14 protein-coding genes are annotated in these 13,244 nt (G+C 56.0%); 8 read left to right on the forward strand and 6 right to left on the reverse strand.

Annotated features, from left to right (window positions below):
* The first annotated feature begins 136 nt into the window (after positions 1-136).
* Positions 137-565, forward strand: a complete 429-nt coding sequence (locus SH139x_RS02410) for a hypothetical protein (protein ID WP_488353692.1) — start codon at positions 137-139, stop codon at positions 563-565.
* A gap of 83 nt (positions 566-648) precedes the next feature.
* A complete protein-coding gene (locus SH139x_RS02415) occupies positions 649-1,125 on the forward strand; it encodes a DUF4351 domain-containing protein (protein WP_488353693.1) in 477 nt (158 codons plus the stop codon).
* Between the two features lie 222 nt (positions 1,126-1,347).
* On the opposite strand, the gene SH139x_RS02420 is transcribed toward SH139x_RS02415, so the two are convergent.
* Positions 1,348-1,764, reverse strand: a complete 417-nt coding sequence (locus SH139x_RS02420; protein ID WP_488353694.1) for a hypothetical protein — start codon at positions 1,762-1,764, stop codon at positions 1,348-1,350.
* A gap of 548 nt (positions 1,765-2,312) precedes the next feature.
* Here SH139x_RS02420 and SH139x_RS02425 point away from each other — a divergent pair.
* Both SH139x_RS02425 and SH139x_RS02430 read left to right on the forward strand, forming a co-directional pair.
* On the forward strand, positions 2,313-2,645 hold the full coding sequence (locus SH139x_RS02425) for a flagellar biosynthesis anti-sigma factor FlgM (RefSeq protein ID WP_488353695.1): 333 nt from the start codon (positions 2,313-2,315) through the stop codon (positions 2,643-2,645).
* A gap of 115 nt (positions 2,646-2,760) precedes the next feature.
* Positions 2,761-3,279 (forward strand): Fur family transcriptional regulator, encoded by a 519-nt coding sequence (locus SH139x_RS02430; RefSeq protein WP_488353696.1) that lies wholly within the window; start codon positions 2,761-2,763, stop codon positions 3,277-3,279.
* A 424-nt stretch (positions 3,280-3,703) separates the two neighbouring features.
* On the opposite strand, the gene SH139x_RS02435 is transcribed toward SH139x_RS02430, so the two are convergent.
* The gene (locus tag SH139x_RS02435; RefSeq protein WP_488353697.1) at positions 3,704-5,338 is read right to left on the reverse strand and encodes an ABC transporter permease subunit; all 1,635 of its coding nucleotides are present in this window, start codon (positions 5,336-5,338) and stop codon (positions 3,704-3,706) included.
* Between the two features lie 119 nt (positions 5,339-5,457).
* Between SH139x_RS02435 and SH139x_RS02440 the strand changes: the two genes are divergently transcribed.
* The gene (locus SH139x_RS02440; RefSeq protein ID WP_488353698.1) at positions 5,458-5,910 is read left to right on the forward strand and encodes a hypothetical protein; all 453 of its coding nucleotides are present in this window, start codon (positions 5,458-5,460) and stop codon (positions 5,908-5,910) included.
* Between the two features lie 5 nt (positions 5,911-5,915).
* Here the strand turns inward: SH139x_RS02440 and SH139x_RS02445 are convergent, their stop codons facing one another.
* The 3 genes from SH139x_RS02445 to SH139x_RS02455 all read right to left on the reverse strand — a co-directional run bounded on the left by SH139x_RS02445 (position 5,916) and on the right by SH139x_RS02455 (position 8,829).
* Positions 5,916-6,641 (reverse strand): DNA alkylation repair protein, encoded by a 726-nt coding sequence (locus SH139x_RS02445; RefSeq protein WP_488353699.1) that lies wholly within the window; start codon positions 6,639-6,641, stop codon positions 5,916-5,918.
* Positions 6,638-8,341 (reverse strand): serine/threonine-protein kinase, encoded by a 1,704-nt coding sequence (locus SH139x_RS02450; RefSeq protein ID WP_488353700.1) that lies wholly within the window; start codon positions 8,339-8,341, stop codon positions 6,638-6,640. Before SH139x_RS02450 ends, SH139x_RS02445 begins: the two co-directional genes overlap by 4 nt.
* A gap of 68 nt (positions 8,342-8,409) precedes the next feature.
* Positions 8,410-8,829, reverse strand: a complete 420-nt coding sequence (locus tag SH139x_RS02455; RefSeq protein WP_488353701.1) for an iron dependent repressor, metal binding and dimerization domain protein — start codon at positions 8,827-8,829, stop codon at positions 8,410-8,412.
* 205 nt (positions 8,830-9,034) lie between these two features.
* Here SH139x_RS02455 and SH139x_RS02460 point away from each other — a divergent pair, with 205 nt between their 5' ends.
* Together SH139x_RS02460 and SH139x_RS02465 are read left to right on the forward strand one after the other, a co-directional pair.
* A complete protein-coding gene (locus SH139x_RS02460; RefSeq protein WP_488353702.1) occupies positions 9,035-10,072 on the forward strand; it encodes a DUF1559 family PulG-like putative transporter in 1,038 nt (345 codons plus the stop codon).
* A complete protein-coding gene (locus SH139x_RS02465) occupies positions 10,062-10,397 on the forward strand; it encodes a hypothetical protein (RefSeq protein WP_488353703.1) in 336 nt (111 codons plus the stop codon). Before SH139x_RS02460 ends, SH139x_RS02465 begins: the two co-directional genes overlap by 11 nt.
* Before the next feature lie 77 nt (positions 10,398-10,474).
* On the opposite strand, the gene SH139x_RS02470 is transcribed toward SH139x_RS02465, so the two are convergent.
* Positions 10,475-12,199: a hypothetical protein gene (locus SH139x_RS02470; protein ID WP_488353704.1), complete on the reverse strand. Its 1,725-nt coding sequence runs from the start codon at positions 12,197-12,199 to the stop codon at positions 10,475-10,477.
* Positions 12,200-12,480: 281 nt separating this feature from the next.
* Here SH139x_RS02470 and SH139x_RS02475 point away from each other — a divergent pair, with 281 nt between their 5' ends.
* Positions 12,481-13,233 carry a tetratricopeptide repeat protein gene (locus SH139x_RS02475; RefSeq protein ID WP_488353705.1) on the forward strand — a complete coding sequence of 251 codons (753 nt, stop codon included), beginning with the start codon at positions 12,481-12,483 and terminating at the stop codon, positions 13,231-13,233.
* The last annotated feature ends 11 nt before the right edge of the window (positions 13,234-13,244 follow it).

Raw genomic sequence — 13,244 nt, forward strand, 5'->3', positions numbered from 1 at the left:
AAAAATCAAGTACATCTACCGATAATCATACTCGATCCGCCCCGGTTGGGTTTCAGTCGCGAAGGGCGACTGCTTATTGTCCGCTCGTTGTTTAGGAAAGTGTACTTAACTCGGGTAAATGTTCGGTGGTTTTGCCATGATCTGGATTCGCTGTCTCGCTTATATTTGGGCTAGCCCCTACACAGTGCTTGGTTTGGCCGTCGGGCTGGCCCTGCGAGGGCAAGTGCGGTTAGTCGCAGGGGTGTTCGAAATCCAAGGCCCAGGAGTGGCTTGGCTGCTGGTGCGTTTGCCGGTTCGCGCGGCAGCCATGACGCTGGGGCACACAGTGTTGGGTCAGAATTCGCGGCAATTGGAACGCACCCGCCGGCACGAACGGGTCCACGTCGCCCAGTTCGAGCGGTGGGGCTTGCTGATGGGGCCAGCCTATCTGCTGGCCTCCCTGTATCAACCGCTACGGGGACGCCATTATTATCGTGACAACCCCTTTGAAATTGAGGCCTACGCAGTGGAGAAGCAGCCGCTGAAAAAGGATGATACTGAACAAACAAATAACAAGGTGCGGTGACAGATGACCGAAGACGATAATTCCTTGGAAGGAAGTTCTGGACACGTACCTCAAGGGTTTTCTCGAGCTTTTCCTACCCGGTCGTGAAACTGCAGGACTTCGCCGCCGAGATTGAAAGCCTCAAGCAGTCTTCAAACCCGTTTGCCACCGTTATTGCTGCACACTTGCAAGCGCAGGGCTCAGCTGGCTCTCCTGACACCCGCTTTCGCTTCAAAATTGAGTTGGCTCGCAGCCTTTATGAAAAGCAATGGCCGGCTGAGCAAGTGCGAAGTTTGTTTCGGTTCATCGACTGGGTGATGGATTTACCCGAAGATTTCGAGCTGCAATTCAGGTACGCTGTGCAGCAAATCGAAAGGGAGAAAAGCATGCCATACGTAACTTCGATCGAGAGAATCGCCAAACAAGAAGGCAAGGCGGAAGGCAGGGTTGGAGGCCAGATTCAATGGTTACAGGAACTGCCGGGGCTGTCGGTGATGTCGAACGAGGAGTTCGAGCAGTTGAGCCAGCAGCAGTTGGCCGAGTTGCAAGCCTCGCTTCGCCAGCAATTTGACGCTCGCTAGCGTCTTCCCATCGAACCATATCCCTCTGCGTTTTAGCCCTCGAAATTTCAGCGCTGGAAAGCGAAGCTAGGTTGAAAGGCCAGAAGCCAACCGCCGGCGGTCTCTTGTCAGTTCCGCGAGCGGTTGGCTGGTGCCCCCTGGCCCCTCAGCCCGAGTGGTTCCTCGTCGGCTGTTCCTAAGTGTCGGCTGTTTGTCGTCGGTTTTGTTTGGGGTCGGTCCCGACTAGAGTTCGCTGTCGACCGTGTCGAAGTCGTCTTCTTCCTCGTCGGACTCTGCCAAGTAAGCATCGGCACCGTTGAACTCCGCGTCGACATCGCCAAACAATAATGCTTGTTGTTCTTCGTTGAGACGGACGTAGCCCATCGACCGCAGCACTTCGAGAATCTCGCTGCAAGTGGGAAACATTCGCCCAGCCGTTCGTTTGTAGGTGTCCATCGCCTGCATGAACTCGATCTCGTCGTTCGAGTAGTCACGCTCGCAAGTGGTGGGATCGATTTGCCGACGTCGTTGGGCTTTGCGACGCACGGGAGCAGCGGTCTGGGTAGTTTCCTCGGAGTTATTTTCGCGGCGCTCCTCGCGGCGACGGTCCATGGTGACGATCATTTCGGCCGGAGCGTTGATTTCCGTGGTCTTCGTCATCTGAGCAGTTCCCCGTAGCGGTGTCTGGTGTGCGTGACTTGGCAAATCATGCCACCAAAACGTAGCACGTAAAATGTGACGACAGGGTAAAATGGGAGGTTTAAAAAATCCGTAGGAGTTTCCTGGGGTAGGTTGTGACGGTTTTGCGGGGGAGGGCATTTATCCGGTTTTTTTCGCAGAAAAACTCAATTCACCTACCGCTCCGACCGGGAGATCTGCTAGTGTCAGGTAGAGACGCGAATGTTTTGATCTGGAGGAGTGTGGAGACGAGGGAATTGCTGCAGGCCGAGGGTGGTGGAGGCCGATACTTAATTCTGGTTTCGACACCAAAAAAGTTCGCGCTTGCTATTGTCTCTTATCTGCTACGGATTGCACATTCTCGGACACGGAATGCGGCGCCCGAATCGTCGAAGCTGGTGAGTTTTCCTGAGGGGCTCTTTGGAGTCTCAGGGATTGGAACGCTCATCCGGGTTTTGCCTAACCGCGCCGTTGCAGCCGCGCCACGGAGGTGCTGGGCTGCTTTCCTAGATGCATTGGAGCAATCCGCGATGCAAGTCATCGGTCCATTTCGATTAAATCCGACCCAAGCCGCTCAACAGCCGTCGCGCATGACGCAGGCTGGGGGGGCAAGTGGTCCCAGTAAGCCGTCCGTCAGTCCGGTTGACCAGCTGGATATCTCACCCCAAGCTCGTGCTGCCGGAGATGTCGCCGCGACATCCGCAGCGTCGTCAACTGCGGCCACAGCTGCGCCTTCCACCGTGGGGGGCGATATGCGATTGGACAAAATCGCCGATATTCGCCGGCAGATCGCCAGCGGCAGCTACGACACGCCTGAAAAAATGGACATCGCTCTCGGGCGAATGTTCGACGAAATGGGCTAGTCGGGCGGCAAACTGCTTCAAATCGGCCCGGCGAATGCAGCCAAGTTAACACCCTGTTACAATCGACAGTTACATTAGGGTGTTGTTTTCAGCGTACCTTCGAGCGAGCTAAGTAGTGGATCAAGTTGTTGTGGAAGCGGCGGATGCCCCATTACCGCGAGTGCCTGTTTCGTTGTCGCCCGAAAAGCGCTTCGAGGAATACTTGCAAAGTCGCGGCTTGCGGCAAACCGAGCAACGTCGTTTTCTCGTGCAACAAGTCTTCAGCACGCACGAGCACTTTGACGCCGATGCGCTGATTGAGCAGTTGCCTCGCAAGGGTGAGTCCAACTACGTCAGCCGGCCGACCGTTTACCGGACCTTGAAAGAGTTCGTCGACGCGGGGTTGTTACGCAGCTTCCAACTCGACGGCCGCACCGTGTTTGAGCACGATTATGGCTATCCCCAGCATGATCACTTGTACTGTACTAAGTGCCGGGGGTTGTTCGAATTTCAAAGCGAAGCGCTTTTGAAATTGCGTGACGAAGTTGCTGCGGACAATAACTTCCGAGTGGCCAATCACCGCCTAATCATCCAAGGCGTGTGCCAGGCCTGTTCCAAGCAGCGGCGGAAGAAACGCAAGCAAGATTTGATCTAGCGTTCGAGCCTAGCGGCTTAATCTGAATACGACGAGAGCCCGGCTGGTCATGCATGTCCAGCCGGGCTCTTTCGTTGTCAGCTCGCTGTTCCAGGGAAAACAGCTTGCAAAAGCGTGCGCCGTTCCTTGCGTTACTCGAGATTTCTTGCCTTGCTCGAATTTTCTCCTATTCGCTCGACGGAGAAACTGAAAGTCACTGGGGTTAACATCTCGAGCCACCGCCCGATCCCGGCTTTCGCTTGTTCCTTTGTCTCACTGAAAATAATTACTTAGCGAGTGGTGTGCCAAAGGGAGCCGAGCGTGCGTTTTTTGTTCCTCCAAGGAGTAAAGTGGGGCGTTTTTTCGGTTTTTTCTTTTAGAGTGCTGGCTGAATGGTAGACGCTGGCTGGCAGGGGTTGTGCAACATTTACAGAGGCTTTGAAAATTATGCGTCGGAGCCGGATCGATACGTTAACCGCCGATCCATGATGAACATCATCAGTGCCACCAACACGCCGGAAGTGACAAAGTAAGCTGCCACCAGTTCCCACCTGCCCGGGTTGACCACCGTAAAGCCATCGAGCGAGAGTTCGCCATCGAGCGGGAGGGCGAAGCCAGCCGCGAAGGGACTGGTAATGCCCAACCACCCCGCTTTGTCGATGGTAGCTTGATCAAATTCAAGAATGTTCAACAACATCGTGATCGCCGCTGGTACCGCGTAGAGTGCCAACAAGCTCATGTAAGTGACCATTAAGCTGATTGAAGTTTTGCGGCAAATGCTGCTGCAGAATTGGGCAACCACCGAGTTGGTGAGGCAGGCCATCAGCACGATCAGGTAAATCATCAGCACGCTCAGCAAGTTGCTCCAATACTGAGAGACCATGATCGTGGCCAGAAATAAAGGCCACAACAAAAAACTGGTCAAAACTGTCGAGACGCGCAGGCCGACGATCAATTTTCCCCACAAAATCTGCGCCGGTGTAATGGTTGTCGTCAGCAGCAAGTCCAACGTCTGCCGTTCGCGCTCGCTGGTGATGCTACCCGCCGAAAAAACTGGGCCGACAAGAATATTGAACACGACCACGTAGACCAAGTACCACATGCACCATTGCGGCCGGGCGAACAACAGCACCGACATGAGCGGGATTGCCAACAGCATGCTGATCTGAATCACCAGCCGCAGCATTAAAGTCCCTTGGCTGAAAATCTCGCTGTGAATCTCTTTGTCATAAACCGGATTAGTGCCATCGGGCATCAACTCTTGTTTTTTCGCCGGGGCAAACAGGCGATCGGGAAATTGGTCTCGCTGGATAATCAACCCGATCGCTTCTTTGGCTTCTTTTTCCAAATCGACGACTTCTTCACCCTCGCTTCCCATGTCGGGCGGATACAACATGCGGGCCGCCGCATTGGAGCAGAGCAGAATCACGGCGGTCAAGGTGTAAGCGGGGAGTACCGTGAGGGCCAATTGCAAACGCAGCTGCCCGTCACTCTCCAAGGCTCGCCATAGCAAAACACCACCGATGACCATCGGTAGGATCAGTAGATAGCTGACCACCAGCGAAGAACTGGTCCGTTTAAAATAACTGCTGCAAACAACCCCGATCGCGCCGAACAGAATGACCGACATGATTAGCCCCAAATAGGCCGCCAAAACCTCGTAGACGCTGACTCCTCCCAGCGGCAGGCAGAGCACGATGATCGGCAACGAGGCAATAATCAGCATGCCCAAGTGGGTCAGCGAAGCGACCATTTTTCCCAGCACGATCGCCCCCGGCAAAAGGGGGCTGGCCAACAGCATCTCGTAAGTCTTCCGCTCCTTTTCGCCAGTGATCGTGCCGGCGGCAAAGCTGGGGGCCATCAATGACGCGATTACGTACTGGCCAAGGAAAAACAAATTGACCAGTTTGCGGGCGCTGGCCGGATTCTGAGTCAAATCGAGTCGCACGTCGGTCGGCCATGCGACCAACACTACGGCGGCCAACAGCAACTGATAAGCGGCCAACAGTAGGAAGGCCCGGTTGGTGCGGAGATTGACCAATAACTCCCGTTGGAGCACCGGATTTTCAAACACATACATAAGCGATGGCAGGTTAAGCAGCGGCTGGTGAAGCAGCGGTCAATAAAGGGTTTCTTCCAATTGGCCAGCTAGCAATCATAATGACTTTGTAACAACTTCACACGCGGAGGAACAATTTAATGCAACGTGTCACGTCAATGCATCGCGTAGCCAAGCAGCTGGGGATCGTGCTGGGGATCCTCGCCATCAGCTCCGTAGCTTGCCCGTCCCCGGCGGTAGCCAGCGAACGGGGTGCCGCCTGGGCTCCCGCAACCAATTGGGCTCCCGTGGGAAAATGGCGAGGCGAGTGGATCAGCGGCACCAACGGCCACCGTGGTCCGCTGCGGGCCAGCATTCGGCAGACAGCGGCCGGTGATTATCGAGCGGTTTTTGCGGGGCGATTCGCCAAAGTCATTCCTTTTGTCTACTCGACTCGTCTCACTCCCACTCCCTGGCCGGGACAATACACCAGCGTCAAACGTCTGCCCCTGGTCGGTACCTATCGGATGTCGGCAACGGTCACGCCTGGCCATTTTGAAGCAACCTTCCAAGGTCGTAAGGACCAAGGGGTGTTTCGGCTCGATCGGCGTTAGTGGGATCAGCACTTGGCTGTTTTGCGTTTCTTTCCCACGCGGCCCAGTGCGACGACCTTATCGATCGTCGCGCTGGCTAGTGGTACTTTGCAGGCCGTTTTCCCCATCTCCACGTCGACCTTGCCGATTTGCTTGGCGGTCCGTTGAGCGGCGGCTAGCAAGGGGGGGACGTAGCTACCGACGGCGATGACAAAGTTGTTCATCGCATAGCGAACCCGGTTGGGGGCCGCGTGGATCGAGGTGCCGACGCGGTTTAGTAATTCGTCAATCGCAGCGAGTTCAAGTTCGGCATCAGGTCGCGTGGCAACGACGCCTGCCAGGGTGGCCCAACCGCAGGCAGCTTGATGCGGTTGCTTGGCATCGATCCACTGTAATCCTTGTTGCCAAGCTTGGGGGTGTTGGCAAGTCACGCCCGGCACCGTGTATTCGCTGATCATGTGCCAATTGGCATCTCTGGCCCAAGCCTGCAGTTGGCGGCGAGTCATCTGTTGGCCATCGGCGACAATGCCGGCTAAATACATGGCGTCGGAATTGCCGGTCTCGTAAAGCTCCAGCGCCAGCGTCTGGTTCCCTTTGATTTTCTTGGCGATTTTTTTCAAATCGGCCACTTTGCAACCATATATGTTCTCCGGCGCGCCATGGTTGCGGTAGATGGCGACCGTGGCCGGCGAGCCACAAGCTTGCAATTCGTCCATAATGGAATCCACCGCCACGTCGCTGTTCTTACTCATTCGCTGGCTCCACAAAAACGAATCAAACCTCGGATGCGGCGGATCATTGTGACCACGCACAAGCTGAGCACCACCTGGGCGGCTATGTAGATTCCCAAGAAATCAAGCCGGTCATTGAGTGGATCGTCAACAAGCTTCGCTAATAAGACAACACCCAAGATGCATACCGTCGTCGTAAAGATGACAAATCGCACGCGATAAAATAGGCCACTGGCAACAATCATCAACGGGTAACCGATCAATAATAAACCACGCGGCGAGTCGGCGAGCAGCAGCAAGGTCGTGTAGATCATCACGTCGGCGGTTGCCCACGCCAGGTACACCTTGTAACGATGATGATTGAACCTGGCCAGATATTGCATGAGTATGCTAGTCAGCCCCCAGCTGGACATGAGGCTCAGTTTAAGCATGAATCGCTCAGGTGAGATTTTACCTTGCCCCAGCAAGTACGCGATGATCATGATGATGGTGACCGTCAGCACGGCGCACAGGTGGCTGACTAACACCGGCTCGCGTCGCCACCACATTTTCAATTGTTGGGGCAGGGTGGGGCGGTCGATTCGCACCGGCTCTCCCCGCAGATAGCATCCTAAATCCTCGGCCATGGCCTCCGCCGTGGGATAGCGGTCCTCCGGCGCTTTAGCCATCGCTTTGAGACAGATCGCTTCTAGATCTCGAGGGATTTTCCGGTTCAGTTGACTCGGTCGCGGAGGATGCCGATCGATGACTTGCAAGATCACGTCAAATGGCGTGGGACCGCTGAAAGGTGGTTGACGAGTTAATCCGACATAGAGTACTGCTCCCAATGCATACACATCAATTGCCGACGTTAATTCCCGAGCCCGACCGCTGGCTTGTTCAGGCGCCATGTAGGAGGGCGTGCCCAGGATTTGCCCAGTCATGGTTAAGCCATCTTCAGCCGCTAATAAATGGGCTAAGCCAAAGTCAGCCAAGAAAGGCTCGTTGTCTTTATCCAATAAGATGTTAGAAGGTTTGATGTCGCGGTGAATGACATGTTGGCGATGGGCACAGGCGACTGCGGCGGTGATTTTAAACAACACGGTTGCCAACTCGAGAGGCGGCATTGGTTGACGTTTTAACCGCGCGTCCAGATCCTCGCCGTCAATATAGGCCATGGTAAAATAGAATAGACCGTGCGCTTCACCCGCTTCGTAAATCGGGATAATGTTGGGATGGCTAAGTGCCGAAGAAGCGATCGCTTCGGTGCGAAAACGCTGGACCTCTTCTGCCGTTGCCAAGTCGCCGGCTCGCAACACTTTCAGCGCCACGACGCGTTGCAACTGAGCGTGCACAGCGCGATAGACCACGCCCATGCCACCCCGATTGATTTCCTCCTGCAGTTCATAAGGGCCGAATCGCAACGGGAACTCGGCTTCGGCGATGCGATTCCAAGACCAAGCCGAATGACCTGCTCCGTCCCGCGATGCATCACCAGTCGGTGGGATCTCTGGGGTTCGTCGAGCGGATGCAGCCGAGAGCGGGTTTTGCTCGTTTTCCGTGACAGACTCGGACCAACCAAAAGCCGACTGGGCCTGCCGATGCAACTGAATGAAACTGAGCAGTTCGTCGGCGTGGTCCGGGTGGGCCTGGCAAAGCGCCGCCTCGTCGATGGCTTCTCCGGTTTCCAGACGCTGCAGATAGTGTTCGACTAGGGAATCAATACTCGAGTCGCTCGACATGGCTCAGGCTCCTCGATGTTGCTGGTCAGGTTGCTGAAGGGAGTGTTGCTGCGGATTGTCGGCGAGGTTCAAGGTTGCTGGTCTTGGATGAATTTTTCCATTAAGCCTAACGTTTCCAAGCTGACGTGGTGTTCAATGCCCTCAGTATCGCTGGCAGCCGTTGCTTCGCTGACCCCCAGGGCGATCAAGAATTGATAAACCGTCTCGTGCTTCCGTTTGCTTTCAGCAGCCAATTGGCGGCCCCGGTTGGTTAATTCCACCGGTGCGTGGGGAGCCGTCGAGGCCAAGCCGGCCCGTTGCAGGCGAGCCACTGTGCGACTGGCCGTTACGTGGCTGACTTGAAAACGATCCGCCAAATTTTTGATCCGACATACCCCTTCGCGGTCAATAATCTCGGCGACGGCCTCGACATAATCCTCGGCTAGTTCGGTGGCGTGATCGGCACGCGTGCGCTCGTGTTGATTGGTGGGGGCAGCTTTTTTTCTCACGCGATTGTTGGCTCGTAACCTGCGGGGTTCTTTTGGTTGCTGTTCAGCTCCGTTTCGCTGTTCAGTTTACCTGCTCGGAGGCCCCGCGCGGACGACCCCCGGTAGAAATCACTTGACGCCGATGTAGCTTTGGCTACAATTCTGTCCGCGGTATATGTAGCACGTGCTACTTTTGGCTTGCTTGATTTTCCTGGGGAGTTCAAAGATGAGTGGTCGGGCGCAAAGTGGGGTGCGAGGTTTTACGCTAGTCGAGCTGTTGGTGGTGATCGCCATCATTGGGTTGTTGGTTGGTTTGTTGTTGCCAGCGGTGCAATCGGCGCGGGAATCGGCGCGGCGGATTTCTTGCGTTAACAATCTCAAACAGTTGGGATTGGCGATGCACAACTACGAGACGGCTTTCGGGCGGTTACCGGCTGGTTATCGATCATTTGACCGGTATGGCGTGATCAATCAGTTGCCGGCCGAGGATTATGACCCGGTGACTTGGGATGGGCCGACTGGCTGGGGCTGGGGGGCGGCTGTGCTACCCTTTATGGAGGAGCAAAACTTGGCGGCTCGCTTTGACCAGCGATTTCCGATCTGGGACGACGTGAATCGCTTAGCCAGGGAAGTCACGTTAGCGGGCTTTTTGTGTCCCAGTTCGAGTGGTCCTCGTGAGCCGATGATTGTTGTCGGCATGGCTGGCGATCCGTTGTTGAAGCGTGGGCAAGTCATTCAACTGGGGCGAAGTCACTACGTGGCCAGCCATGGTCAGGAGGAGTGTTGGGGTGATTGTTCGGGGCCAGATGGTCCGGTGGGTGGCAACGTGGCGATGATTGCCGATGGTCCTTTCTTTCGCAATTCGGCGATTCGCTTTGCTGACATCAGCGATGGTCTTTCCAATTCGATTTTGCTGGGCGAGCACACTTCGCGGCTGAGCGACAAAACTTGGGTGGGCGTCGTTCCCGGGGCGATCGTGCATCCTCGCGTCTTTAGTCCAGAGAATGGCGCCGAGTCGGCAGCGACGTTAATGTTAGTGCACAGCGGCCCGGCTGGTGGTGAAACCGACATGTTTGGCAATCCGATTATCCACCCGCCCAACTTTCCCACTTTGCACGTGGGACAGATGCAAGCCGAGCATCCTCAGGGGGCAAACGTGTTGTTGGGTGACGGCTCCGTACGCTTTGTGACGGAGCAAGTCGATCGTCAAATTTTTGCCGCTTTCAGCAGTATTTCGGAAGGAGACAATGCAGGTGCGTTATAACCGTAAGAGGCAGCTAGGCTGGTTGAGAATGCTGATGCTGGGTGGCTGCCTGTGCTGCTGCTTACCGCTGGCCGGTTGCGGTTATGAGGAGGTGGGACCGCACGCGTATCGGTTCACCGTTTCGCTCGATCAAGCTTTGGAATTGAAACGCACCGATCAATTGCAATCCGCTGGCAAGTTGCTGGATGAAGCCTTGGCGGCTGGCGACATCACCCAGCGAGAGCATGATTACCTGAGCGGCATCATCGCCCAGGGCTTGGCTGGTAATTGGAGTGAGGGTCGTCGTGAGTGCCGCAAGTTGTTGGCCGATCAAACTGCTTGGTAGTTTGCTTGGAACCGATCCGAAAACCCAAAAGAACCGCGGCTAGCGCCAAAGCGGCTAATGGTTTTCGGATAGGTTCTTTAGCGGGCTTCGATGATTTCCACCGGAATGCTTGCGCTGCCGTACTTTCTGCCTTTGACATCTTCGAGCGTCAATTCGAGACGGTACGCGCCGACGGTTAGTTGTTTGGGGATCGGCAGCAAGTAGGGCAGATAATAATCGCGGCGATAGTTTGCGCTAGTTTGCTTGTCGTCTTCCAGCACTTGCTCGGCCACGCGTTTCCCTGTGGCATCGAGGATTTGATAGCTGCCGCGAATGTGGGTTTCGAAGCCGTCGCTCAAGCGTTCGGCGTTGAAATTGTCGACCTCGCAGTACAGGATGACTTCTTGGCCGGCGATGAACCGGCTGGAGGGAAACGGTTTTGTTTGACCGTAACCATAGACCTCTTCGCAAAACGACAAAGAGCGAACTTCGAGCGCGTCGGTGGCCGCAGCCATGTGACTGGTCGCTTCGCGGAGATGGGGCAAAGCCATCGCCCAACGTCGTTGACGGACAGGATGGGCTTGTGGATCGAGCAACTGCCAGAAGGCCAACATTTGATAATTGAGGAAGTCCTGTTCAGCTGCTGACCAATCGGCGACTTCTTTCACGGCATCATCGGGGCGTCCGTCGAGCAGCATTAGGCTGCGGAGGGCGAAGATGTCGCTCAGGTTGGGTGTCTCCTGGGCGGCATCAATGCGTTCTTGAGTGCGTCGCAGCAATTCGGCAATCAAGGCAGCTTCGGAAGCGTTTCGCAGCGGGTCGCCAACGGCGGTAAGCGAAGAGCCGGGTGGGTTGTCAGTGGTTGCCCCGTCGGCTGTTGCGGTCTCAACTGCTGCTGGGCTGGTGTCTGCGGCGGACGTGCTGACGGTTGTGCTAGCGGTTGTGCTGGCGGGTTGGGCGGCGGCCTGAGCAGCTTCAGACTGAGCAGCTTCAGACTGGGGCGTCGCTGGCTGAGCAACTTCAGGCCGAGTGGTCGTTGCCGTGGTGGTTTGCGAATTGGCTTTACCGGAAAGGTCGGGCATACCGAAATTGCTGGCGTCGGTGTTGCTCCTCTCAGCGGTCGCACTCGGCTCCGTTTGGGCGTTGGGTCGAGCTGTCGTGGCGCTGGTCTTTTCCACTTGGCCGGGCTCTGCTTGTGGCTGGCCGTTTGCTTGTTGTACGTTCCGCTCGGCCAGCCCGTTTTGCAGTTGATTGTTGCTCGCCGCGGTCACGCGTGAATCGGGGAGCGTGGGGAGCCGTTCGCCTTCTTGGTCACTGAGCAAACTGCTTTCGCCTTGATTTGATGCCTTCAAGCTGGCCATGCGACGCTCAGCCAGGTCGCGAATTTCGGGACTGGCGTCAGCGAACGCTTTCCGTAGCAAGGCTTCTTCTTCGGCGGAGAGGGCTGTTTTCTTACCAGGCTGGCTTGCTAATTGGTTGGGCTGGGTGTCACTTCTCTGGGCATCGTTCGTCTGGGCGTCGTTTGTCTGGGAGTCGCTAAACGAGAAGCGGGTGCCGCCCGTCGGTTCCGCGGCGGTTCGCTGGGCCACGGCCGAAGAGCGAGTTTGCCCTTGGTCGGGCATGGTTTGGCTGGGTTGGGGTGTGCGGCGTGAGTGGAACAAGCCTCGCAGACCTGACGGTGCGGGATCGATCTGGCGATCTGCCGCCAGCGGGCTCGATTGCATTTGGATGCGGCTATCGGGCGCGGTGTTACGGCATCCACAGTTGGCCGCAATTGCCAACAGCGTCAATACGAAAACGGAGTTAACGTGGCTGGGATGCATCCTTGCCTCTCGCCCAAGAGCTACTATTTGGAAATGACTCGGGCGGGAGTCTAGGGAATGAAGCGGCTGGGGAGCAAGAGCATCCTGTGCATCGGATTCAAGGGTGCCGTTTCGATCAGCCAATTGGCGAGTTATTTCGGCTTCTCGCGTCACCCGAATGTTGACTAGCATTGGGGGCAACGTGGTAAGCTGGTGTGCTCAGTATGATGGGGGTGCTCAGCAGCTGTTGGATAGTTTATTGGTTTCAGGTAATTCGGATCCCGGCACTTTAGGATTTAACCATGAAGAGCTCTTTTCGACGTATAACTACCTTGACCCTGTGCGCGTCGGTCGCGGCGGGGACGTTGCTCTGGAAGGCTCAGCACACGACGCACGCGGACGAGCCTGCGGGGGCAACCCCTGATCAGGCGGCGACCGTCGAGGAGCAGCGCTTTGATTTGGTGGTTCGAGAAGACATTTTTGGCGGATTCAATGGCGATGAAGCGGCTATGAAGCGTGGTTTGGAAGCTTGTGATGTGGCGATCGCAAAAGACCCAAAGCATGCCGAGGCGTTGGTTTGGCGAGGAGCGGGGCGTGTTTTCTTGGCCGGTCAAGCGTTTTCAAAGCAGGACATGGTCAAGGGGATGCAGCTGTGGTCGTCAGGCTTGCAAGACATGGATAAAGCGGTTGAATTAAAGCCCGAAGACATCGCGGTCCGCATTCCGCGAGCTGCCGTGCTCATGCCCGCCTCAGCCGGCGCGCCAGAGTTTATGGCGAAGCCCTTGTTGGTGAAGGCCAAGGCGGACTTCGAGTTTATCTACAGTCGCCAAGAAAAAGTCCTGGATCAGTTGAGCGAGCATTCGCGTGGTGAATTGCGAATGGGTTTGGCTGATGTTTACCGGCGACTTGGCGAAACCGATTTATCGCGCAAGCAACTCGAAGCGATCAAGGCTGAGCTGCCCGACACGAACTATGCCGATCGGGCGGAAAAGTGGTTAGCAACCGATGTCAAGGTCAAGCTCGCTCACAACTGCATCGGCTGTCATGAAGGCTGACCGCTAATCGC

Source organism: Kothea flammea (assembly GCF_052161645.1).
Classification (GTDB): Bacteria; Planctomycetota; Planctomycetia; order Pirellulales; family Pirellulaceae; genus Laterigemmans.